The organism is Chitinophaga niastensis (genome assembly GCF_003014755.1).
In the GTDB taxonomy this organism is placed as follows: Bacteria; Bacteroidota; Bacteroidia; order Chitinophagales; family Chitinophagaceae; genus Chitinophaga; species Chitinophaga niastensis.
On the sequence record NZ_PYAW01000003.1, the window covers coordinates 917,857 to 942,765 of the forward strand.

Annotated in this window: 17 protein-coding genes; 11 read left to right on the plus strand and 6 right to left on the minus strand. The window is 43.2% G+C overall.

The window, feature by feature from the left end; translation table 11 throughout:
• Window positions 1-18: 18 nt before the first annotated feature.
• Together CLV51_RS18305 and CLV51_RS18310 are read right to left on the minus strand one after the other, a co-directional pair.
• Window positions 19-933, minus strand: a complete 915-nt coding sequence (locus tag CLV51_RS18305; RefSeq protein ID WP_106529491.1) for a PorP/SprF family type IX secretion system membrane protein — start codon at window positions 931-933, stop codon at window positions 19-21.
• A 56-nt stretch (window positions 934-989) separates the two neighbouring features.
• Window positions 990-8,066 (minus strand): Calx-beta domain-containing protein, encoded by a 7,077-nt coding sequence (locus tag CLV51_RS18310; RefSeq protein WP_158267058.1) that lies wholly within the window; start codon window positions 8,064-8,066, stop codon window positions 990-992.
• A 517-nt stretch (window positions 8,067-8,583) separates the two neighbouring features.
• Here CLV51_RS18310 and ahcY point away from each other — a divergent pair.
• Window positions 8,584-9,912, plus strand: a complete 1,329-nt coding sequence (gene ahcY / locus CLV51_RS18315) for an adenosylhomocysteinase (protein WP_106529493.1) — start codon at window positions 8,584-8,586, stop codon at window positions 9,910-9,912.
• Window positions 9,913-10,061: 149 nt separating this feature from the next.
• A complete protein-coding gene (locus tag CLV51_RS18320; protein WP_106529494.1) occupies window positions 10,062-10,793 on the plus strand; it encodes a pyridoxine 5'-phosphate synthase in 732 nt (243 codons plus the stop codon).
• A gap of 266 nt (window positions 10,794-11,059) precedes the next feature.
• Here CLV51_RS18320 and lon read toward each other — a convergent pair whose 3' ends face one another.
• The 4 genes from lon to CLV51_RS18340 all read right to left on the minus strand — a co-directional run bounded on the left by lon (window position 11,060) and on the right by CLV51_RS18340 (window position 16,677).
• Complete coding sequence (gene lon / locus CLV51_RS18325) at window positions 11,060-13,462, minus strand: endopeptidase La (RefSeq protein ID WP_106529495.1); 2,403 nt, start codon at window positions 13,460-13,462, stop codon at window positions 11,060-11,062.
• Between the two features lie 201 nt (window positions 13,463-13,663).
• The gene (locus tag CLV51_RS18330; protein WP_106529496.1) at window positions 13,664-14,272 is read right to left on the minus strand and encodes a porin family protein; all 609 of its coding nucleotides are present in this window, start codon (window positions 14,270-14,272) and stop codon (window positions 13,664-13,666) included.
• A 112-nt stretch (window positions 14,273-14,384) separates the two neighbouring features.
• The gene (locus tag CLV51_RS18335) at window positions 14,385-15,293 is read right to left on the minus strand and encodes a TorF family putative porin (RefSeq protein ID WP_146151316.1); all 909 of its coding nucleotides are present in this window, start codon (window positions 15,291-15,293) and stop codon (window positions 14,385-14,387) included.
• A gap of 115 nt (window positions 15,294-15,408) precedes the next feature.
• Window positions 15,409-16,677 (minus strand): metallophosphoesterase, encoded by a 1,269-nt coding sequence (locus tag CLV51_RS18340; protein ID WP_106529498.1) that lies wholly within the window; start codon window positions 16,675-16,677, stop codon window positions 15,409-15,411.
• A 450-nt stretch (window positions 16,678-17,127) separates the two neighbouring features.
• Between CLV51_RS18340 and CLV51_RS18345 the strand changes: the two genes are divergently transcribed.
• The 9 genes from CLV51_RS18345 (at window position 17,128) to CLV51_RS18385 (ending at window position 24,831) form a co-directional block, all read left to right on the plus strand.
• Entirely contained in the window at window positions 17,128-17,808 is a 681-nt protein-coding gene (locus CLV51_RS18345) for a metal-dependent hydrolase (RefSeq protein ID WP_106529499.1), read from the plus strand.
• A 67-nt stretch (window positions 17,809-17,875) separates the two neighbouring features.
• The gene (locus CLV51_RS18350; protein ID WP_106529500.1) at window positions 17,876-18,697 is read left to right on the plus strand and encodes a ParA family protein; all 822 of its coding nucleotides are present in this window, start codon (window positions 17,876-17,878) and stop codon (window positions 18,695-18,697) included.
• Window positions 18,681-19,598, plus strand: a complete 918-nt coding sequence (locus tag CLV51_RS18355) for a ParB/RepB/Spo0J family partition protein (protein WP_106529501.1) — start codon at window positions 18,681-18,683, stop codon at window positions 19,596-19,598. Before CLV51_RS18350 ends, CLV51_RS18355 begins: the two co-directional genes overlap by 17 nt.
• The gene (locus CLV51_RS18360; RefSeq protein ID WP_146151317.1) at window positions 19,591-20,292 is read left to right on the plus strand and encodes a DUF5683 domain-containing protein; all 702 of its coding nucleotides are present in this window, start codon (window positions 19,591-19,593) and stop codon (window positions 20,290-20,292) included. Before CLV51_RS18355 ends, CLV51_RS18360 begins: the two co-directional genes overlap by 8 nt.
• Before the next feature lie 39 nt (window positions 20,293-20,331).
• On the plus strand, window positions 20,332-21,042 hold the full coding sequence (dapB, locus tag CLV51_RS18365; protein ID WP_106529503.1) for a 4-hydroxy-tetrahydrodipicolinate reductase: 711 nt from the start codon (window positions 20,332-20,334) through the stop codon (window positions 21,040-21,042).
• 121 nt (window positions 21,043-21,163) lie between these two features.
• Window positions 21,164-21,583, plus strand: a complete 420-nt coding sequence (locus tag CLV51_RS18370; protein ID WP_106529504.1) for an RrF2 family transcriptional regulator — start codon at window positions 21,164-21,166, stop codon at window positions 21,581-21,583.
• 245 nt (window positions 21,584-21,828) lie between these two features.
• Window positions 21,829-22,512, plus strand: a complete 684-nt coding sequence (locus CLV51_RS18375) for a phosphoadenylyl-sulfate reductase (protein ID WP_106529505.1) — start codon at window positions 21,829-21,831, stop codon at window positions 22,510-22,512.
• A gap of 45 nt (window positions 22,513-22,557) precedes the next feature.
• A complete protein-coding gene (cysD, locus tag CLV51_RS18380) occupies window positions 22,558-23,466 on the plus strand; it encodes a sulfate adenylyltransferase subunit CysD (protein WP_106529506.1) in 909 nt (302 codons plus the stop codon).
• 117 nt (window positions 23,467-23,583) lie between these two features.
• A complete protein-coding gene (locus CLV51_RS18385; protein ID WP_106529507.1) occupies window positions 23,584-24,831 on the plus strand; it encodes a sulfate adenylyltransferase subunit 1 in 1,248 nt (415 codons plus the stop codon).
• Window positions 24,832-24,909 lie beyond the last annotated feature (78 nt).

Consider the following 24,909-nt stretch of genomic DNA (forward strand, 5'->3'; position numbering starts at 1 on the left):
CGATTCATGATTTACAATTTAGAAATAACGCGGTGCAACCACTTTCCATTTAGACCAGCTAAACCGATAGTTAACCATCAACTCATGAGATACCGTTTGTGCACCTTTAAGATTCGACTGCATAGGTGTATCATATGAATAACCTATCTGAAGATTTTTAGTAGCCTGTACCTGTACTAAACCGGTAACTGTTTTTTCAGAGCGCCATGAGGCTCCCAGCCATACCAGGTTTTTCAGGAGTATATTAGCATTAAGATCATACTGAAAACCTGCTCCCTTCACCGCACGCAGCAATACGTTCGGCTTCAGTTTCACATCATTATTAATAGTGATGAGATAACCGGTCTGAACGTAATAATGCGATTCTACTACTACTTTATTCACACTGTTCCCCATATCAAAACTTTTGAAAGTAGGTGATGCCAGTCCAATAAAAAAGCGATCCGTGAAAATCATAAAACCAAATCCCACATCCGTTTTCCAGTAGCTCTGATTGTGTGCAAATGCCGGATCGGTGGTAGAAAGTGAGCTGTTATCTTCCCGGAACTGTGCCATTCCACCTTTGATCCCCATCGCCAGGTAAATTTTCTCATTGAGCTTTACCCGCTGGGAAACGTTGAAGTTGACAGCCGTTTGTGAGTTCACCGTAATTTTTTCGTTCATCAGCGATACACCGAAACTTGTATTGGTAGCTTTTATTGGTGTATAAAAAGAAGCAGTAGCCGTTTTAGGTGCACCGTCCACTCCTACCCACTGGTTACGACCCACCGCAGTAAGACTGGATGACTCGTCCATAGATGGATAAGCCGGATTGATAACCATCCCGTTAAACATATACTGAGAGTACAGCGGTTCCTGTTGTGCCCGCGCCTGCAAGCAACAACACCAGCATAATATAGCAACCCCTAAAGCTTTCATAAGACGCTTTTTCATAGGTATCAGCTTAAATATTTTTTCAAAATCATCTTACTAAATAATTCGTACATCCGTTAACGTTTTATCACAATAAACCCTGTGTAACGCTCTGTCTTCCCACCATCCGTCCATATAGTTATACTATAGAAATAAGAACCGTCCGGTACATCTACTCCTACCTGACCACCCGCATTAGAGCGACCGTTAAAATTGTTGGATCTGTTATTATAGTTGGCGGTCTTAAATACAGTACCTCCCCAACGGTTGAAAACAACGACTTCATTATGCGGATACTTGTTGATATTTTTAATATACATCAGCTCATTACCCATTCCATCTCCATTAGGCGAAATAGCGGGACTTACCTGTATTTTACCTTTATCATCATCCTGCCAGTGTCTGTCTGTAATGTACTGGGATACTGAATCCGGCACACCATCACCATTGGAATCACACAGTTTGCAATAAGGGTCATCATTTAATATTACACCGGTAGCTGCAACAGGTGCTTTTGCCACCGGAACATTTTGTCCGGATGGTACCGTCATTGACACCAGTTTTACATCAAATTTTCTATTCCTTTCAAATGAAAGCACCTTAACCGGGAAGGTACCAGTAGTCTGACCCGCAGCCACGGTGAGTTGTTTGTTGCTGTTATCAAAATCAACTCCCGGCGTAGCATCATACAGTTTGAAACTATATGGCAGCGTAGTTGTAGCAGCGCCGAAGTCATAGTTTACAGTAACAGCGCGGGAACTCTTACGATTGAATGTAAGACCGAATGAGAGTGTATTGCTTACGCCTTCTCTAACCGAATCTATATTTGTTGAAAACGAAACCGCCAATGAATCATTATCCAGTATAATCACATTTGGATCCGGCGCGTGTCCGTGTACATAAGGCGGTGTATTGCTATCCGACTGATAAGGCAATACATTGAGTTTCAGGAATCCATTGTCATCATTAACATCGTTATCAGCCACTGTAGCTGTAAATGTATGTTGCAGCTGACCGGCAGGTAACATGATAATCACGCCATCACTTGCAGGCAGGCCTTCCGACAAGGTTACATTCCTTATTGCATCGTGGTCCAATTTGATATGTACCGGTAAATCAACAGGGGATGTTCTGGCAGCTTTCATGGTAATTTGTACACTTCCTCCCTCTGTAACATTAGGCGATGCTGCCAACAGGTCAATTTTAATTGCTCCGTTGTCCTGTATAATTACCTCTGCGGCTGCATTTGGTCCTGTTTGCCATACTACACCGGCGATATTACTACTAACACTTTGCAGTTGCAGATCCACTGTCAGATCGTCTCCTGAAAGGTTTTTCTTCAACTGCACCACCTTTGTTGTTAATCCGTTTTGCCCTGCAGGGATGATTAAAGAACCGGAAAGTTTCGTGTAATCATTATCCGGGGTAGCAGAACCAGCAATGCTGTAATTAACTACTACATCTTTAACAGCAGTAAGCCTGGTATCAGTGAACCTTACCCGGAAAGACCCGTCTTTTCCTACACCTGTAGCATCTGCTATCTTTTCTATTATCACTTTTCTGTCTTCCGCTTTCTGTCCGCTATTATTACTTTCATCATCATGCACTAATACTTTTAGTGTATCCTGATCATTTACATTAAATACATAATTCTTACCAAACCGTTTCATCTGCGCCAGCATCAGTGACACAGCGATTTGTTCATCCCCCTCAATCACAAAATTATCTATCACATTAACGGGAATGCTTACACTGTTTTTACCAACAGGTATCACCGCTGATGTTTGTATAGGGGCAAAGTTGGTAGCACCTGCAATGTTGCTTACATAAAATACCACTTTCACATCTGCAGCTGCCGTGCTGGTACCAGGGAATTTAATCAGGAACGAGCCATTGGTGGCAGGTTCTGCGGCATCTGTACCTTTTTGCAGTTGCACACTCATATTGCCGGATTCAGGGATGAGCAACATTCCGGGTTGTTGAATAGTATAACCAGGTGTTACTAATTGTGCTACAAACTGCACCTGCTCATCTCCTTCCAGTATGTTATCATAAATCACATGCAGTTGCTGGATCATACTGTGTTGTCCTGCCTTTAATGTAACCTGGGCAGGTAACCCGGAATAATCCGAAGCATCAGCAGTAGAAGCGACAGCATCCCTAGAAATATTTATAATAATGTCATCTGTAGAAGTGATCTGATCATTGATAAAACCAAAGGTCACAGCAGTGTTGCTACCTTCATGGATCACCGCAGAATCGATGCGCATTTCTACTCTCAGGTTGGAAGGATCCAGGTGAGTAGCATCATCTATAATTACATCCAGGCTATCCGCTTTCATACCCGTGAAAGTTTGCGGAGTAGCTACAATCCTTAACAGTTCTGATTTTTCGAGTATAAAATCTGTTTTGGCAGTGAATGTGAATGTCTGAGATGTTTGTCCTACCGGTATTATTACTACAGAAGGTAACCCTGTAATATCGCTAGCATTTGCCACTGAGGCAGCGCTTAATGTTAATCCAACAGAAAAAGGTTTGCTGGAAGTAACACCCGGTGCCAATGAAACACTTGCTGTATAGGTATTTCCTTCGAGTACATGTGTGCCGGGAGTAACCGCGATGAGATGTATATATCCTGTTGCAGGATTATCGCGTGTTTTGTCATGAATAATAATGGTGGTATCCTTTACAACAGCACTATTGAAAACCGGATCTGTAACAGTACCTTTTAATATCACCGTTTGATCATCTTCCAGGATCATATCTGCCACCGCATATAATTTCACCGGGGAAGCCGTTTCGTTGTCACCTTTCAGAATAGTTATAGATGCAGGCAATGCAGTGTGATCTGTTGCCAAAGCAGTAGAAGCTGCACCCTTATCTATTTTCACAGCAATGGGCTGACCCGCCTGCAAACCATTTGGCAGCTGTACAGATAATATAGTGGGCACGCCACCTTCATCAATAGCAGCCAGCGAACTTTTTATGATAATAGGGCCAGGCAGCGGATATTGAGAAGGATCATCATTGATAACAATATTGGAAATATTTACCTGGTAAGGATCAATAGGATCTGAAGCGGTACCGGTAAACTGAATTGTTTCAGGACCCTCTGTAAAGTTGTCGTGCTTAATTACTAATGGTGTAGTAGTATTGTTTCCGCTACTAAAAGTAGTGGTTACTGCCAGCGTGTAATCAAGGCCTGCTTCTGCTGTTCCACCGGTTTGTGGAATATTAACAGTAATAGGAACTTCGGTAGTAACACCTGCCGGTAAACTGAAAGTCATGTTACCCAGATCACCTTCTGTCAGCGGCGACGGTTTAAATGTTGTTGCTGTTATTATCCGGTTATTAGGATCTGTACGTGTGAGGTCCTTGATATGCAGCGACAGATTATTTACTGTATAGTGTATGTTGGATGTGGTAGTAGCGGAGCTCAGCAATGTTAAAGACTCATCTTTTTCCAACACCATATCCGAAAGCGCTTTTACCACATCAAAGGTGGCGGTTTGCGTTCCGGGTGTTAAATGCAAAGGAGTATTGATTAAATTATAATCAAGTGCTGCTGTAGCTTCGGATGCTGCATCTGCACTCAGGTTGATATAAATATCTTTTGCAGATGCATACGGTATACTTACCGTAATTTTTGCAGTCTGCCCTTCTGGTATCAATGTCATGTCAGGAGTCAACGTAATATTTTTGGCTCCTGGTTGATTGATAGTATTATCTTTTATGAAGATGGTATCATTGGTAGTCCCCATGTTTGGATCACCGGAATTTCCCTTCATGATAACATAGGCATCATCGTCCAGTATGTTATTGGTAGTTGTATTCAAAGGTATAGCAGCTGTGCCATTGCCTTTGGTAGCAGGAATAGTAACGGTTGCAGGCAAAGAAGTATATCTGCCGGCTCCTGCAGTGGATGCCACATCTTTGGTAAGCGCAATCACAATATCCTTACCGGCAATCCAGCTATTAGGCAATGTAGCCGTAAGCGTACTACTGGCACCTTCCAAAACGGGGTCTGGTGTGCTGCTCAAAATAATAGTAACCGGATATTGTGCATCCTTAATAGTAAAATCCAGACCTGGTACCGGTGTAATGGTGTATGGAGTACTATAGGCATCACTAACCCCCGGAGCTAAATGAATATTTTCAGGTCCTTCCACCAGCATATCCGGTAAAATATTAAGCAATGCTGTACCTGCACCGGAAGGTCCGTTTAGTATTACAGCAGCAGGTAAATTGTAATCTGCATTACGTGTAGCCGTTCCTGTTGTATTTGATAAATCTACTGTAATCGGTATTTCAGTAGTAACACCGGCAGGTAAGGTAAAGTTAACAGGCGTACTGGTGGGGTTGCCCACTTCATTCAACGCTGTATTAAGCGCGGAGAATGTCAGCAAAGTATTGGCAGGATTTCTCCTGGTAAGATCATTAATTACCAGACTAGCATCTCCTACCTGGTAGCCGGTGGCAGCACCGGATATATTTAAGATCTCATCTTTCTCAATAATAAGATCACTGATGGCATTGATAACAGTATACTGCGTGGTAGCGGAAGTTGTATTTTTGGGCAGTGTGATAGCTGTTTGCAAAAATCCAAAATCACTATTACTAGCTTCCGTACCAACACTGTTTTTAGTAAGCGCGATAGAAATATCTTTTGCAGATGTATAACCAACTGGCAGCGCTATTTTAAAACGGGTACTATCCCCTTCATTAAGAGGAGTTGTTACCGCCGTGAGCGTAAGTTTTTTCTGGCTTACATCTGTTTGATCATTAATTGTCAGTGTTACACTACTACCTACAGTAATGCCAGTTTGCAGCGAACTACCATCTACAATCAGATCGCGGGTATCATCAAATACCTTGTTGGCTGTTGCACTGAAAAAAATGTGGTTGGAAGCCAATGCATCCTTTACAATGGTAACACTAGCAGGAAATGGTACATAGCTGCCCGGAAGAGCGGTAGAGGCGCTTCCTGCAGCCAGGTTAATGGTAATAGGAATTTCAGTAGTCAGCCCTGTTGGCAGTTCTGCCCAGAACTCTGCTCCGGGGGTATCTCCTTCGTTAGTACTGGTTACCGGAAGATGTAAAGTAATAGGATTCTTTAATGGCAGATCACCATCTATGATACTGATCGAAAATGGTGCAGCCGTAAAAGCAGTAGGCGTACCATCTGAACCTGCTGCTGAGAGTACCAGTGTTTCATCTCCCTCAATACGTTGATCTGCTATCAAACTGAGATTAACAGGAAACGAATGATCAGTGATAGTACCAGTGGAAGGTAGCAGCTTATAATCTGCCACTGCCGTGGCTACTCCTGATAGTTGACTGATATTTACGGTAATAGGAATAAGCGTAGTTACCCCGGTTGGTAAACTAACATTCAATACGCCGGCATTACCTTCTTTAAAGGAGGTAAAAGCCGGATCAGGTACCAGTGAAATAATCAGGTTTTCAGGATGGTTCCTGGTATCATCAGTAATATTAATTGGGGTACTTGTAGTTGTTTGTGCCTGCCCCATCACTACTGCGTCTACCTTAAACTTCAGTATTTGTGTTGGCTCCAGTATTTTATCTGCAACTGCTGTGATATTAATGTCTGCGTCGTGACCACCAGCAGGAATCAATACCTTGGCAGGCAGGGTATAATCCGCTGCAGTAGCAGTAGTTCCTGCCACGGTGGTGAGTGTTACCCAGGTGTCTTCTGAAACGGTAACGGTACCGGGTAAACTTACTTTGCCGGTGACGGTATTTCCTTCGTTGATACTGGCGGGTACCATAAGTGTGAGCGTTCTGTCTTCATCATCTCTGATCGTATATTTACAGGTAGTAGCAGCACCAATACTTACCAAACCAAGACTACTGCACACAGGGGGCACCAATTCAAATGTAACATCCCTGTTATATTGTAGTATATCATTTCCATGGATGATTACATTTTGAAGAGCAATTGTTTGCCCTGCTGTATATGTACCTGCCGGAATCATATATCCCGGCTCAAAATCATAATCTGTTCCCTGAACAGCAGTACCAGGGTTATTCACTTTCACATTGATATAGGAAGGCGCATTGAGAACACCACCAGTTAATACTTTCAGTTTCAAACTGGCTGGAAAGTGATTATTACCGGCATTGCCTTCATCATCCATTGCAGTAGGGGTGGCAAATTCAACCTGGATAGGTGTACTTCCGGTACTGGTAGGTCTGGAAGTTAATACACTACTCCTGATCGCTGCATAATCAGCGAAAGTAGGATCAGCACCATAACCAACCATGACGGCTGTACCAGATGCAACATTGGCATTGTCAATCTGGGGCATAGCAACGGCCGCCGCCAATCCCTTGTTCGCACCTGAAACCGTGTTGACAATATTCGATAACGCATAGTTAACCTTATCATCCCGGTAATATTGATCCCCGGCATAATAAGTATCAAATTTATCATTATTGGCAACAAATACATGTGTAAACGCCGGCGTACCAGGGCAAGTGGAAAGGTCTTTGAATTGCCCTACCAATGTGGGATGGGGCGTATTATCAATAAATCCTTTTGCACAAGTGCTGGAGGCAGGAGCATCCTGATCAGCAGCGGGATAAGTTGGATCCTGCTGAATGACGGAATATTCAGAAACATACAGATAAGGCTTATATGAGGGAGACTGTGGAGATATTACGGTATAATCCGTAATAAAATAATTATCCCCTTTCACATAGCTGATTGTCATCGTAACATTAGCATCTGTAAAAAAGGGAAAGCGGGCAATCTTGAGCGTACCGGTGATATTTACCCGGTATGGATTTGCTGTGGTGCCTGCGCCCAATACCTCAGATATCTCACATATTACTGGTTTAATATTGGCCGAACCAGTGTTCAGAGAAACATTCTTCATGATAAAAGAGCTGTTAATTCCCTGGTCACTATAGGCACCGGAGTAAGACTCTGTATTACCTAAGCGGTAAACCTGGATTGCTCCTTTTGTAGTCTGCCCACTATTATTATCTAAAGCTATTTCTATTCTCAGCCCACTTCCAGGCGTAGCGGTTCCACCACCGGGATTAATAACCCTTACAGCTTGCGCGCCGGCTGAAAAAGCCTGCAATAATAAAATCAGCAGCATTGTTGCATACCATGCGAGGGTTGACATAGTAAGCCTATATACTTTCTTAGGATGGGATAGGAGTAACATATAAGTGTGTAAATTTCTATTTATACATATAGATTTTAAGTCAAAAATGTGAAAAACAGTCCTTTGTAAAACCCTATATGCGAATATCTGTAATTGGCTCTCCCGGCACCTGTTGTAATGTTTCCTTATCTCTATCTGACGAAACTGAAAAACCGCTGCCGGCAATTATTTTAATATCTCAAATTGTACTGTGGCAAATTGCTGAAGACGCACTAATGGCGTTTTTTATGGTTTATGTATTTAATATGCGCTTTCACTTGTTCTACATTCCTCAATAATTAAATATTAAAACATATATTTTAATATGCAAATCTATAATAATATTCATATTAAATCAAATTTATTTATCTGAAGATGAGATCAGCAGGATGTAGGAAGATGATTAACAAAATTTTACACTGCTTACTGCGCTGGCCGCTCAGTACCATTATGTAAAAAGTTAAAATAACCATAGATTTGCAAAAAATAATTCAGAATGTCTACAATTGCGAAATCAAACATTGACTTTAACCTTCAGTACAAGGTTAAGGATATGTCCCTGGCGGCCTGGGGTCGTAAGGAGATAGAGCTGGCTGAAGCCGAAATGCCAGGACTGATGTCATTAAGGGAAGAATATGGCAACAGTAAACCATTGCAAGGCGCGCGCGTTGCTGGTTGTCTGCATATGACTATCCAAACAGCTGTGTTAATCGAAACATTGGTACACCTCGGTGCTGAAGTGCGCTGGAGTTCTTGTAATATTTTCTCTACACAAGATCACGCTGCTGCTGCTATCGCTGCTGCAGGGGTTCCTGTATTCGCCTGGAAAGGTCTGAACGAAACAGACTTCGACTGGTGTATCGAACAAACCCTGTTCTTCGGTGGTGCTGACCGTCCGCTGAACATGATCCTGGACGATGGTGGTGACCTCACCAACATGGTTTTCGATAAATATCCTGAGCTGATCCAACACATCAAAGGCCTGAGCGAAGAAACCACCACTGGTGTACATCGCCTTTACGAGCGTATGAAAGCCGGCACTTTACCAATGCCAGCTATCAACATCAACGATTCTGTTACCAAATCCAAATTTGATAACAAATATGGTTGTCGCGAATCCTGTGTAGATGCTATCCGCCGCGCTACCGATGTAATGATCGCCGGTAAAGTTGCTGTAGTAGCAGGTTTTGGTGACGTAGGTAAAGGTTCCGCTGAATCACTGAGAGGTGCCGGCGCCCGTGTAATCATTACCGAAATTGATCCTATCTGCGCTTTACAAGCTGCAATGGAAGGTTATGAAGTAAAAAAAATGAACGACGCTGTGAAAGAAGCTGACATCATCGTAACCACTACCGGTTGCCGCGATATCATCAACGGCGAACACTTCAAACTGATGAAAGATAAATGCATCGTTTCCAATATCGGTCACTTTGATATTGAAATTGATGTAGCCTGGTTAAACAAAAACTATGGCAACACTAAAATTGAAATCAAACCTCAGGTAGATAAATATACTATCGACGGTAAAGATATCATCCTCCTGGCTGAAGGCCGCCTGGTTAACCTGGGTTGTGCTACCGGCCACCCTTCTTTTGTAATGAGTAACTCTTTCACCAACCAGGTACTGGCTCAGCTGGAACTGTGGCTGCATTCAGACAACTACGAAAACAAAGTTTACGTACTGCCTAAGCACCTCGATGAAAAAGTAGCCCGTTTACACCTGAAGAAAGTAGGTGTGGAACTGGATGTACTGACATCTGCACAATCTGAATACCTCGGTATTCCGGTAGCAGGTCCTTTCAAACCAGACTACTACAGATACTAATAGCAGCGATTAGCTGTTAGCTTTAGTAAAAATGCAGCGGAGATGAAGTATGATACTTCTATTTCCGCTGCATTTTTACTAAAAGCTAACAGCTAAAAGCTAATCGCTTTCTGCTTTGTGCTTTCTGCTATATAAAGTAATTTTGCAGCATGACTAAGCTGAGTGTAAACATCAACAAGTTTGCTACCCTGCGAAATGCACGTGGCGGCAACCTACCGGATATATTAAAAGTGGCACAGGATTGTGAGCGCTTCGGTGCCGATGGTATCACCGTTCATCCCCGCCCGGATGAACGCCATATTCGCTACCAGGATGTAAGAGACCTGAAACCCCTTGTTACCACCGAATTCAATATTGAAGGGTACCCTTCCAAAGACTTCATGGACCTGGTCCTGGAAGTAAAACCACACCAATGCACACTGGTTCCTGACCCCCCGGATGCAATTACCTCCAACACCGGCTGGGATACCGTTAAATATCAGTCACAGTTAAAAGAGGTGATCTCTACACTGAAAAAAGCAGGTATCAGGGTTTCCATCTTCCTGAATGCAGATGTAAGTAAAGTAGCAGGCGCTAAAAGTGCCGGCGCAGACCGTATCGAACTCTATACGGGCCCTTACGCAGAAGAATATACGAACGCACGCACACAGCCGCAAAACCTGCAGCTGTTCAACGATTATAAAAACACCGCACGGGAAGCCACCGCCTTAGGCCTGGAACTCAATGCGGGTCATGATCTCAACCTGGAAAACCTTCGTTTCTTCAAACTGCACATCCCGCAACTGAAAGAAGTATCCATCGGCCATGCCCTCGTTGCAGACGCCCTCTATTTTGGATTAGAAAATACCATACAGTTGTATAAAAGGCAATTGATCGATTAGCTGTTAGCGTTTAGCGATTAGCTGTTAGCTGTTAGTAAAAATGCAGCGGAGATGAAAGTATTACACTTCTGTCTCCGCTGCATTTTTACTAACAGCTAATCGCTAAATGCTAACAGCTCTAATAAACGATAAAGCCATTCCAGGTTAATGGAATGGCTTTATCAACCCTTAAAACAATCAACATGAAGCTCATACCGGGGTCACAACAAAACCGATATGAACATTATATGAGTTACCGTCATGACTGACAGCAATGTTACGCATGTTTACCTCTTTAATAACGCAATTTCCAGCACTTGGTTCATTTGCTTCACATAATGGAACTTCATCCCTTTAATATAGGCCGGATTAATTTCCTTTATATCCTTCTCATTTTGCCAGCAAAGAATTATTTCACGGATACCTGCCCTTTTGGCGGCCAGTATTTTTTCCTTGATACCACCTACCGGTAATACCTGCCCACGGAGTGTAATCTCTCCGGTCATAGCCAGATACGACTTCACCTTACGGCCGGTAAATACAGATGCCAATGCTGTCAGCATGGTTATGCCGGCACTCGGACCATCTTTAGGTACTGCTCCCTCAGGCACGTGTACGTGTATACTTTTTTGCGTAAACAGCTTTGGATCCAGCTTCAGCTCTATTGCATGTGAATGCAGATAGCTCAGGGCGGTTACTGCCGATTCCTTCATTACATTACCGAGGTTACCGGTTAACTTCAGGTCGCCTTTACCTTCGCTCAGGCTGCTTTCAATAAACAGGATATCACCACCTACGTAAGTCCAGGCAAGCCCCACAGCCACGCCGGGAGGATTACCTACTTTATAGATCTCATTTGAATAACGGGGTTTACCCAGTATTTTCTGTAATGTAGCATCTGTAATGGCTTCCGGCAAAGGACGATGCATCGCCACTTGTTTGGCAAGGTTACGCATAACAGCCGCAAATTGCCTGTCCAGCTCACGCACACCACTCTCGCGGGTATAATCAGATATAAGTTGCTCTATCACGCTGTTGGCTAAACGAAATTTAGCGTCTTTCAAACCATGCGCATCTTTCTGCTTGGGCAGCAGGTGTCTTTTTGCGATCTCTACTTTTTCTTCAATAGAATACCCGCTCAGATCAATGATCTCCAGCCTGTCGCGCAGCGCCGGATGAATTGAATTGATGTTATTGGCAGTAGCAATAAAAAGTACCTTACTCAGGTCAAATTCCAACTCCAGGTAATTATCGTAGAAGGCGCTGTTTTGTTCGGGGTCCAGTACTTCCAGTAAAGCAGAACTTGGATCGCCGCGCATATCGTTACCTATCTTGTCAATTTCATCCAGGATCATTACCGGGTTGGAGGATTTGATTTTTCGGATAGACTGCACCACCCTGCCCGGCATCGCACCGATATAGGTTTTGCGGTGTCCTCTGATCTCACTTTCATCATGTAATCCACCCAGGCTCAAACGCACGTACTTGCGACCTACCGCATTGGCAATAGAACGCCCCAGCGAGGTTTTACCAATACCCGGAGGGCCTACGAAACAAAGAATAGGAGACTTCATATCGCCCTTCAGTTTCAATACAGCCAGGTATTCCAGTATACGCTCTTTGATCTTTTCCATGCCATAATGGTCATGGTCCAGTATTTTCTTCGCCTTTGTCAGGTCGTAGCTATCTTTTGTGTATTCGCCCCAAGGCAGATCCAGCAAGAGATCCAGGTGATTATATACCACACTGTAATCCGGGGTGCTGGGGTGCATACGCTCCAGTTTCTCAATACCTTTAGCAAAAGCTTCTGCTGCAGTGGCCGGCCATTTCTTTTCTTCGGCTTTGCGCTTCATTTCCTTGATCTCACGATCATTGGCATCGCCACCCAGTTCTTCCTTGATGGACTTCATCTGCTGCTGCAGGAAGTAATCCCGCTGCTGCTTGTCGAGGTCCGCCTTGGTTTTATTGGTAATCTTGTTTTTCAGCTCTGCCAGCTGCAATTCTGTTTGCAACAATTTCATCAACAACTCTGCACGTGTACGCAGGTTGTTGATTTCCAGCAGTTGCTGTTTATCTTTTACATCAGAATTGAGATTGGAAGAAACAAAGTGAACCAGGAAAGAGGGGTTTTCAATGTTTTTCAGGATGATGCTGGCTTCTGATGGCAGGTTTGGCGACAGCTGAATGATTTGGGCAGCCAGATCTTTGATGGAAGAAATGTATGCTTCAAACTCCGAATCATCTTCTGCAGCTTCATCTTGTAAGACCGTAATTTTTGCTTTGAAATACGGATCTTCTGTAACTATTTCATCTATTTTGAAGCGTTTGCGGCCCTGGATAATGATAGTGGTACCACCATCGGGCATCTTAATGAGCTTTACAATACGTGCCACAGTGCCCACATCGCTCAAATCCGCTACGTTCGGATCTTCTATCGTACTGTCTTTTTGCGCAACAACACCGATCAATTTGTCAGTCTTATACGCGTCATTTACTGCTTTTATAGATTTATCCCGGCCTACAGTGATAGGTAGTACAACACCCGGGAATAATACTGTATTTCGTAATGGTAATAATGCCAGTTCATCGGGAATCTTTTCATCCTCCTGTCCTTCCCCGTCTTCATTCAAAGGGATAATAGGCATGAACTCCATTTCATCTTCCGAATTTCCTAAATAAAATCTATTCATCTGAGATATTTAAAGCCTCATGAGGACATTCTGTCAGACAATCCTGTATTAGTCCTCTTTTTTTTATGTATACCTACATTGGCAAGTTTGGTGCCAAGTGACGCACTGGCAGACGCCATTGGATCGTTCAGAAAGGGTGAAAAAGAAAATGTCCCGACCAAAGCCGGGACATTTATCTTATAAAAATAAAATTAAAAAAATCTACAGCGTAACACCTACTCCTATCTGGATGCTCTGATTTTTCCAGTTGCTGGTGTTAGCTACATCTTTGTAATCTTTCACGTCGTTGAAACCAATGATGTAACGGGCACTGATGTTGATAATCGGGAGTTGCAGCCACAAACCAGCTACACCGGAAATATCACCACCTTTGAAAGCCTGATTGGCAGCGCTAAGTACTTTCTTGTCGCTTACCATAGCTCCAAACTGAGGTCCTACCTGTAATTTAATACGGGGACTGCCCAAATCAATATTAGCCAGCAATGGGATACTCAGGTAATTCATGTTAATGCTTTTTCCATTATCACTCAGATTACCTGTGTTATAAATCTGGCTGAAATCGTCTGTAGTTTTGGTTTTGGTAGAAGAGAACACTAATTCACCCTGTACTCCAAAACCCTTGATCAGGTTTACCTGCGCAAAACCGCCAATGTGGTAGCCCAACTTAAATCCATTCTGAAAGCCTGTACCATCAAGCTTTCCAAGATTTGCACCTCCTTTTACACCAAAGCGCAAAAGTTTGTTTTGTGCATTAACAGTTGAAACAGCAGCCATCATCAGCACTGCTACGGCGAAAAACAGTTTTTTCATAAAATATGTATTGTTAGTAATGGTTAAAATATAGACGTCTTTAATAACAGATACCCCTATTTTGTAATTACGATTTCCGTAGATACAAATTTCGTGCTATTTGTTAAAAGAATCAGAAACTGTACGCCATACGCGCTGTAAAATAACTCATTATGTTTTGTTCAGTGCCTGAGAAAGGCTTGAAAACAGTGAAGGAAGGCGCCAGGTTCAGCCGCCCGATAAAATAGGATAAATTCAAAGTAACATCTATAGCCCGGGCTTCAAAATTGGAATGATCTTCAAAATTCAGTTCTTTCCCGGGATGTTTTTTAACCTGCTTTAATTTAGGCGATCGTGTTACATACTGAAAGGCCTTGAGGTTGCTATAATAATTGGCCGTGCCCATAGTAAAATTCACTGATGGGGTAAACAGCACCACATCTCTCCTGCTCATCACGGCATTAAAAATAAACGGATGCCTGAGGGCGGCAATGAAATTAAAATCGTTACCACGGAAGGTTTCTTTTGTGTGGTTTCCTTCCAATGCATCTTTTCCCCAGCCATAATCCAGGCTCACACCCGGTTGCACCCACCATTTACGATAGTAGAAATATGCAAATAATTCATTCGTTATAGGCGTAGTGGGTACATCGCTGGAGTCCGTAAACTCATAATGTGTATAGGAAATTCCTGTCAGGAAATTTTTGTTTTTCGTGTAGTCGTAACCGGCAGTCAGATCCCATTCAAACCAGGGTTTGTTGAGGGAATTAAAAAGATAATAAGCGCTAACGCCGGCGTAAAAACCGCTTTTATGATAATAAGATAAGGAGGGAGAGACAAATGTTTTTAAGATAATCGGCAATTCGAAGTTGGTAGTTTTGCTACCATAAGCCGGATTGTTGCCATAACCAACACCTAATACAACTTCACTCTTTTCCTCTTTGCGCAACAACGAATCCAGCTGTTTTTCCAGCTCAGCTAAAGATTGGCTCGCCGCCACATGGCTACATAGCAATAACAAGATTAAGAAGTATAGGCGCATGTTTTAAGTAGTACGTGCCCACAATATAAGCGTAATTCAGCATTTAACTACGCGCTACCCGTGAATGAGGATAATGTGCAGTTAAACGCTGTTTTTTTGTCGTTCAGCTCATAAATTATACCAGGTCGATGACGGTAATTTCAGGAAGTACACCTACTCTGCCCGGATAACCCAGGAAACCAAAACCTCTGTTTACATAAAGGAATTGTTCGCCATTTTTGTACAGTCCTGCCCATTCTTTATAAAAGTATTGTGCAGGGCTCCATTTCAGTCCGGGTATTTCAATACCAAACTGCATACCGTGGGTATGGCCGGCCAGCGTGAGCGCAATATCCGGATAATCGGTACGTATCTGTGAATCCCAATGGGTTGGATCGTGTGACAACAGGATCTTGAACGGAATATGATCAGTGCCTTCGTAAGCGCGTTTCAGGTCGCCATAACGCGGGAAGCGTTTTAGTGCGCTCCAGTTTTCTACGCCCAGCAAAACAATCTGTTCACCATTGCGCTCCAGGATAGCATTTTCATTCATCATCAGCTTCCAGCCCAGTTCTCCATGAATGGCTTTTAAGCGTTCCAGGTTCTCATGCTGCAAAGCGCTGTAGCCATTGGGCGTTTTATCCGGCCATGGGTAATAGTCGCCATAGTCGTGATTACCAAGGGTAGAATATACGCCCATGGGGGCTTTTACCTGGCTAAACACATCCATCCATTCATGCATTTCATCGGCACGGTCGTTCACCAGATCGCCGGTAAACAGTATCAGGTCCGGCTTCTGGTCGTTGATCAGCTTTACTCCTTTTAACACAGCTTCCCTGTTGGCAAAGCTGCCGGAGTGGATGTCTGATATCTGCACAATGCGCAAGCCTTTAAATGAGGCTGGCAGATGCTTAAAGCTCATTTTTATTTTATGTACCCGGTAATTGTATTTGTTGGAGAAGCCATATACGAGGGTAGCAAACAGTGATCCTCCGGCAATCAGCCCCAGTCTGTTCAGGAACTGGGATCGGGATAAGCCGCTTACCACGCCTTCCATAGCTACCGCCTGGCTTTCGCCGGTAAGTTTGCGAAACACCCATAACACTCCTCTGCGCAGGTCGTCAATTAACAGGAATACAGCTGTTAACAGTTTAGCCAGCACCAGTCCTATGAAAATGGCCATCAGATAGGATTTCAGCTGAGCCGGCCAGTTATGCCAGTTAATATAAGGCAGTAATGCTATCATTATCAGACAGCTGACAGATATCAACCAATAAACAGTATAGGTAACATTTCTTACCCTGGGGGTAGACATATACACCATGGCCCGTATGGCCTGGAATACATAAATATCCAATAAAAGGAGGAAAACTATAAGGATGACGGAATTTAACCCAGATCGCATTATGAAAATTTAATATAGATATAAAATGAACAAGCAATTTAATACAACTTATCTGGTCAGAAAAGTTAAAACCAGTTGGTTGTTGGTATGTAGACGAATAACACGCGGATGAATTGTATGTTTTTATTTTTTTTATTAGGAAGAGAGAAACATTACATTTGCTGGCCGACCGGGCTTATTGTAGATAATTTTAATATTTTCTTAATATATTAATCTTACCCCTGCTGAAACTGGCTAATAATTAACCCATTAACATGTTGAGGGAACTGTTCTGCGAACAGTTTGTGTATAAATAAATATACTACAGCGCCCGAATTTTACCTAATCGTTGTATTTTTGTCCGATTGGGGCTACTTTTAAATAAAGGTGAAGGATTAATAGCAATTAATTGAGGTGATACAAGATACAAAATTCTCAATTATTACATATTAATTGTTAATTGGTTAGACGATGAAATATACTTGTTACGGACATTCCTGCTTTGCGGTGGAAATAAAGGGTAAAAGGATTCTTTTTGATCCTTTCATCACCCATAATGAGCTGGCGAAAAAAGTAGACATCCATGCCATAACGGCGGATTACATTTTTGTTTCTCATGGTCACGAGGATCATACTGCGGATCTTGTGGAGCTGGCAAAGAGAACCAATGCCACAGTAGTATCTAATTTTGAGATAGTTACCTGGGCAGGTAAGCAGGGCATAGAGAAATTGCATCCCATGAATACCGGTGGTAAATGGAAATTTGACTTTGGCACCGTAAAATGTGTGGTGGCACAGCATTCCAGCAGCTTACCCGATGGTACCTATGGTGGCAATCCTATGGGATTTGTGTTTATGACGGAAGAAGGCAATTTTTATTATTCCGGCGATACGGCGCTCACAATGGATATGGAACAGATACCGACAATAGCAGCACTGGATTTTGCAGTGTTACCTATTGGCGATAATTTCACCATGGGCATAGAAGATGCCATTGCTGCAGCTGAACTGATAGAATGCGATAAAATAATCGGTGTACACTACGATACTTTCGGCTACGTTAAGATTGACACAAAGGAGGCCGTGCAACAATTTGAAGATGCTGGTCTGGATCTATTGCTACCTGAAATAGGAAGTACCATAGAGATTTGAGGAAGAGGCGATCATTGCTAATTTATCCTTTATCCTATAAATAACCTTTGAATTTTTAAATTACACAATGGCTAGAATAATCGCAATCGCTAACCAGAAAGGTGGCGTAGGAAAAACTACAAGTGCAATAAACCTGGCAAGCAGCCTGGCTGTGCTGGAATTTAAAACACTGCTGGTAGACGCCGACCCACAGGCAAACAGCACCACAGGGCTTGGTTTTGACCTGCGCAATGTGCAGCAAAGCCTGTATGACTGCATGGTGAATGATGTTCAGGCCAAAGATATCGTACTGGAATCCGATACACCCAACCTGAAAGTAATGCCTTCCCATATAGACCTGGTAGGTGCGGAAATGGAACTCATCAATCATCCTACCCGGGAAAGAGTGATGAAACAGGTGATAGATAGCGTAAAAGATGATTATGATTTTGTTATAGTTGACTGCTCTCCCTCACTTGGTTTGATTACTGTAAATGCCCTCGTGGCCTCTGACTCCGTGATTATCCCGGTACAATGCGAATTTTTTGCACTGGAAGGTTTGGGAAAATTGCTGAATACCATTAAAATTGTACAGAGCAATCTGAATAAGGAACTGGAAATTGAAGGCATCCTGATGACCATGTATGATGGTCGTTTGCGCCTGAGCAACCAGGTGGTGGATGAGGTGAAACAACACTTTGAAGAAAGCGTTTTTAACACTATCATACACCGCAATACCAAACTGGGTGAAGCTCCCAGCTTTGGTAAATCTGTAATTATGTACGATGCAGCCAGCACAGGTGCCATCAATTATTTGAATCTGGCAAAAGAAATTCTGCAGAAACATGATTACACACAAATTAAATCTAAAGACAAAATCCTAGCTATTAACGATGACCAATCCAAGTAAGAAAGAGGCGTTGGGTAAAGGCATCCGCTCACTGCTTCAAAACATAGATACTGATCTGAAGCAAACCGCTGGCGCCCTGGGCGAAAAAGCGGCTGCGGCTGCAACCGGTATGGAACGCATATCGCTGGATCAGATTGTGACCAATCCGAAACAGCCGCGTCGTGACTTTGATGAGGTTTCTTTACAGGAGCTGAGCCAGTCTATCAGGCTGCACGATGTTATTCAACCTATTACGGTTGCCAGGATCACCAATAAGAAATTCCAGCTCATTGCAGGGGAAAGACGTTTAAGAGCCAGCAAAATGGCTGGTTTGAAAGACATCCCCGCCTACATCCGTCAGGTAAATGATCAGGAATTGCTGGAACTGGCGCTGCTGGAAAATCTTCAGCGCGAAAACCTGAATGCCATTGAGGTGGGATTGAGTTACAAACGGTTAATGGAAGAATGCACCCTTACACAGGAGCAGGTAGCCGACCGTATGGGCAAAGAAAGAAGTACTGTAACCAACTATATACGTTTGTTGAAGCTGCCGCCTGATATCCAGGTAGCGGTGCGTAACGCACAACTCAGCATGGGCCATGCCCGTGTACTGACCGGTGTTGAAAATGTGGAGAACCAACTTTTTCTGTATAACGAAATACTGAAAAACGGTTTGTCTGTAAGACAAACAGAAGAACTGGCACGCAGAATTAACCAGGCAGATAAGGGTCATCAACAGAAGTCTGTAAAAATAAAATTACCGCCGGCTTTCCAGAAGATACAGGACAACCTGGCTTCTCATTTTTCTACAAAAGTGAAACTGGACAGAGGCAAAAGCGGTAAAGGCAGCATTTTGATTGAATTCTATTCAGATGAAGAGCTGGATAGTATCCTCGAAAAAATAGATATATACGGTGGCTAAGAAGGCTGGATACATGTTTCATTCACTACGTTACTTTTTCCTGGTATTGCTGACGATTGTTATGTCTGTTCCCTTGCGGGCACAGCACGATACTTTACGTCCGGCTGCCAAAACAATGGATACTGTGATCCGGCTCACCAAGGCGCCCGGAACAGATACCCTTAAGTCAAAGCACTACAAGGATTCTACCTTCGCAGTGGCAACACCACTGCCTCATAGTCCGCGTAAAGCAGCTTTGTACTCCGCCGTATTACCCGGCCTGGGACAGGCTTACAACAGAGAGTACTGGAAAATACCACTGGTATATGCCGCATTGGGTACCTGTACTTATTTTTTCATTGATAACATGAAATTGTACAAATCCTTCCGGGATGCCTACCGCATACGTAAGAATGGCAACCCTGGTATTGTAGATCAATATGCCAACCTGATTCAGGATGCAGAGGGATTAAAACAATACAGGGATTACTACCGGCAAAACGTGGATTACTCTGTATTATTCTTTGTGCTGGCGTATGGTTTAAATATTGCAGATGCCACAGTATTCGCGCATCTGCGCACCTTTGATATGTCCAGTGATCTCAGTATGCGTATATCACCTACTTTGATCAACAACCGTACACTGGGCATAGGTGTGAATATTTCGCTGGGAGGCAAAAAAGCTGGTAATAGCCGGTACGTTGCCGGTCGCTGATAACTATCAATCAATATCAACATACAATTAGCAAGGGTCATGAAAATAGCGCTCATCGGATATGGTAAAATGGGACAGGCAATAGATGCTATTGCTACTGCTAAAGGGCACGAAATAGTGCTCCGGGCAAACAGTAAACACCCGCTGGCAAAGGAACACCTGGAACAGGCAGACGTAGCCATTGAATTTACCACTCCTGAAACAGCTTATCATAATGTATTAAAGTGCTTTGAAGCCAATGTACCCGTAGTTTGCGGTACCACGGGATGGCTGGATAAATTGCCTGAAATAAAAGCGATTTGTGCAGAAAAGCAGCAGGCGTTTTTACATGCTACCAACTTCAGCATTGGTGTGAACATATTTTTTGAAGTAAACAAGAAGCTGGCCGCCCTGATGGCCAGTCAGTCGCAATATGATGTATGGATGGAAGAAATTCACCATACACACAAAAAAGATGCACCAAGCGGTACTGCCCTTACACTGGCAGAACAGGTACTGGCGTCTGTAACACGTAAGACAGGTTGGGCAAATGAAGAAAGCAAACAACCGGAAACCCTGTCTATCATTTCCAAACGCATAGATCCGGCTCCGGGCACACATACCATTACCTATACCTCCGGCATTGATGATATCACCATTACGCATACTGCCCATTCCAGGGAAGGTTTTGCCGCAGGTGCCGTTGTTGCCGCAGAATGGCTGAAAGGCAAGACAGGGGTATTCACCATGAGAGATGTGCTGAACCTTTAGTTTTTATCTGTCAGTGCCTGTCTTTGGGCCTAATAGCTAACAGCTAAAAACAGCTTATCTTTGTTTGGTCAAAAATGTTCACCGACCTATAGTTCATCCGGGGGGATGCAAACCAGTCAGTATGTTATCAAAAAAAACACAATACGCATTTCACGCACTAGTACACCTGGCAGAGAATATGGATAAAGGACCCATCCTTATCTCAGAAATCGCACAGGAAAAAAATATCTCTATCAAATTCCTGGAAAATATATTGCTGGAATTGAAGAATGCAGGTATTCTGGGTAGTAAAAAAGGAAAAGGTGGTGGTTATTACCTCCTGCGACCTCCAAAAGAAATTGCATTGGCTAAGATTATCCGCTTGCTGGACGGGCCTATTGCCCTGCTCCCCTGCGTGAGTCTGAACTATTACGAACGTTGCGAAAACTGTCGTGATGAAGCTGTTTGCGGCCTTAACGAAGTCATGAGTAAAGTAAGGGACTCCGCCTTAAAAATACTGGAGAATAAGACCTTGAAAGATATCCTTACCCGGAATTCATAACCGGGGATACTACACCAAACGTTACAGCCGGCAATCTGGCCGGCTACCGATATTATCTCCCTACTGGAGTGTTTTGTTAATCCTGCTTCCGATATATTTCTCGCTACCACAGGGCCTTTCATAGGTAATGTGTAATTTTTTATTTTATTAGTCTATCTTTTTTATAGGATTTATGTATTTTTGTTTACGGAGTAGCTGTAATTACTCCGCTGGCACTAGACATACAATTAATAAGGAAGATCTACATGACAGACATTACCACCGCACTTGCCAACAAACCGATAGTGGAAGCTATACAGTATTTACTGGAACAATATCCCGGCGCTGTAGCATTCTCTACTTCTTTTGGCCAGGAAGACCAGGTGATATCAGATATTATCTGGCGCAACCATTTACCGGTCAGGGTATTCACCCTGGACACGGGCAGGCTTTTTCAGGAAACATACGACCTGATGGACCTCACAATGGCCCGTTATAAACAACCTGTGGAAGTTTTTTTCCCGGAAACATCCGCGGTAGAAAAGCTGGTAGCTGAAAAAGGTCCCAACAGCTTTTACGAATCAGTGGAAAACCGCAAGGAATGCTGTGGCATTCGCAAGGTAGTACCACTGAACAGAGCATTGGAAGGTGTTAAAATATGGATTACCGGGCTACGTGCGGAGCAATCAGAAAACCGCCATAGCATGGAAACCCTCGAATGGGATGAGCAACGCCGTCTCTACAAATACAATCCGCTGATTCACTGGGGTTATGATGAAGTGTTGTCTTACCTGGCAACACATCAGGTACCTTATAACAAGCTGCACGACAAAGGCTTCGTGAGCATTGGCTGTGCACCGTGTACACGTGCCATTGAGCCGGGAGAACATCCGCGCGCCGGCCGGTGGTGGTGGGAACAGTCGCACAAAGAATGCGGCCTGCACGGATAGCATATTAAACAAGGTACAAGGATTTTGAAGTTTTAAATATAGTCTATGACTAATCAAATAAATTGGGAATTTCCACAGGCGCTGGAAGATGAAGCGATCTACATACTTAGGGAAACAGTTGCTCAGTTTGAGAAACCAGTGCTCCTGTTTTCAGGTGGCAAAGACTCTATTACCTTAGTAAGACTGGCACAGAAGGCCTTTTACCCCGGTAAAATTCCCTTTTCCCTATTACATGTGGATACTGGACATAATTTTCCTGAAACCATTGAATTCCGCGACTGGCTGGTAAATACGCTGGGCCTGGATATTATCGTAAGAAATGTACAGGATAGCATTAACCAGGGAAAAGTGCAGGAAGAAACCGGCAAATATGCCAGCAGAAATGCTTTGCAAACCGTTACCCTCCTGGATGCTATCGAAGAAGGTAAATTTGATGCCTGCATTGGTGGCGCCCGCCGTGATGAAGAAAAGGCCCGTGCTAAAGAAAGGATCTTTTCTGTACGCGATGAATTTGGACAATGGAACGCTAAAATGCAGCGCCCTGAACTGTTTGATATCCTCAATGGAAAAATTAATATAGGCGAAAACGTTAGGGTATTCCCTATCTCCAACTGGACTGAGCTGGATGTATGGAACTATATTCGCCGTGAAAAACTGGAAATTCCTTCTATCTATTTCTCTCATGAAAGAGAGATCATAGAACGTGATGGACTTTACTGGCCTTATTCTCCTTATCTCAATACTACTGCTGATGAAGTGCCTTACCGCCAGAAAGTACGTTTCCGTACTGTAGGTGATATGACCTGTACCGCAGCTGTTGTTTCTGAAGCGGATAAACTGGAAGATATCATTGCCGAAATCATGGAAGCAAAGATCTCTGAACGTGGTGCCCGTATAGATGACAAACGCTCAGAAGCCGCTATGGAAAAGAGAAAACAAGCAGGATACTTTTAGCAGCTGTTAGCTATTAGCTTTTAGCTTTTAGTTTTCTATGCACATTAATTTTATTTGAACAAATTTCTTTGGCTATAAGCTAAATGCTAATAGCTAAAACCTAAAAGCTAAAACAATATGGAGGTTTTACGTATAGCCACTTCCGGTAGTGTAGATGATGGTAAAAGCACATTGATTGGCCGTTTATTATATGACACCAATTCTATTCCGCAGGATAAAATGGAAGCGCTCCATGCCGCCAGCAAGCGCAAAGGACTTGATTTTACAGATCTCTCCTTATTAACTGACGGACTGGTAGCAGAACGTGAGCAAGGCATCACGATAGATGTAGCACACATTTATTTTTCCACACCAACCCGCAAATACATTATTGCGGATACGCCGGGGCATATTGAATATACCCGCAACATGGTAACCGGTGCTTCCAATGCACAGGTATCACTGATCCTGATTGATGCCCGCAGAGGTATTGTGGAACAAACACACCGTCACTTTTTTATTGCCAACCTGCTGCGTATTCCGTACCTGGTAGTTTGTGTAAATAAAATGGACCTCGTGGAATATAGTGAAGCCCGCTTCAATCAGATTATGGAAGATTTCCAGCAAATGCTGGACAATGCAGGGTTTAAGGGACAGGAAGTAAAATTCATTCCCATCTCCTCTTTATATGGCGAAAACGTAGCAACACGTACCGGTGCTATTAACTGGTATGAAGGCGCTACTTTGCTGGAATACCTGGAACAGGTGTCTTTTGATCATGAAGATCGTTTACATCCGGCACGCTTCCCTATACAGAGCGTGATCAGGCCCAGAACTACCGAGTACCACGACTTTCGCGGATTTGCCGGTAAAGTGGCCAGCGGCCATTTTAATGTAGGGGATGAAGTAGTATCATTGCCTTCCGGACAAAAAAGCCGGATCAAAACAATTGAACAATTTGAAAAACAATTAACGGTAGCGCATGCACGTGAAAGCGTGATCATTACCCTGGAAGATGAAATAGACAGCAGTCGCGGTAACATGCTGGTAAAGGCCACAGAAGTGCCTGTACAGCTAAAAGAAGTGAGTGCGCACATCTGCTGGATGGATCAGCAAAAACTAACTGCCGGCAAAACGTATTTATTGCAGCATGGTATTAACCGTGTGAAAGCAAAAGTGCAGCAAATCAACTACGTAACAGATGTAACCAGCCATCTCCAAACAGCAGATAAAGCTGATATGGGGCTCAATGATATCGGTAAAATTTCGCTTAAAACTGCTGCCCCGATATTTGCAGATTCCTATCATACAAATCCCGCCAATGGCGCTTTTATACTGATAGATGAATTTAATAACACCACCGTAGCAGTAGGATTTATAGAATAGATTGTCTTTCTCCCGATTAGGATGATTATACTGATTACCCTGATTTTATTTTTTTGATTTAAAAAAGATTAGCGAAGA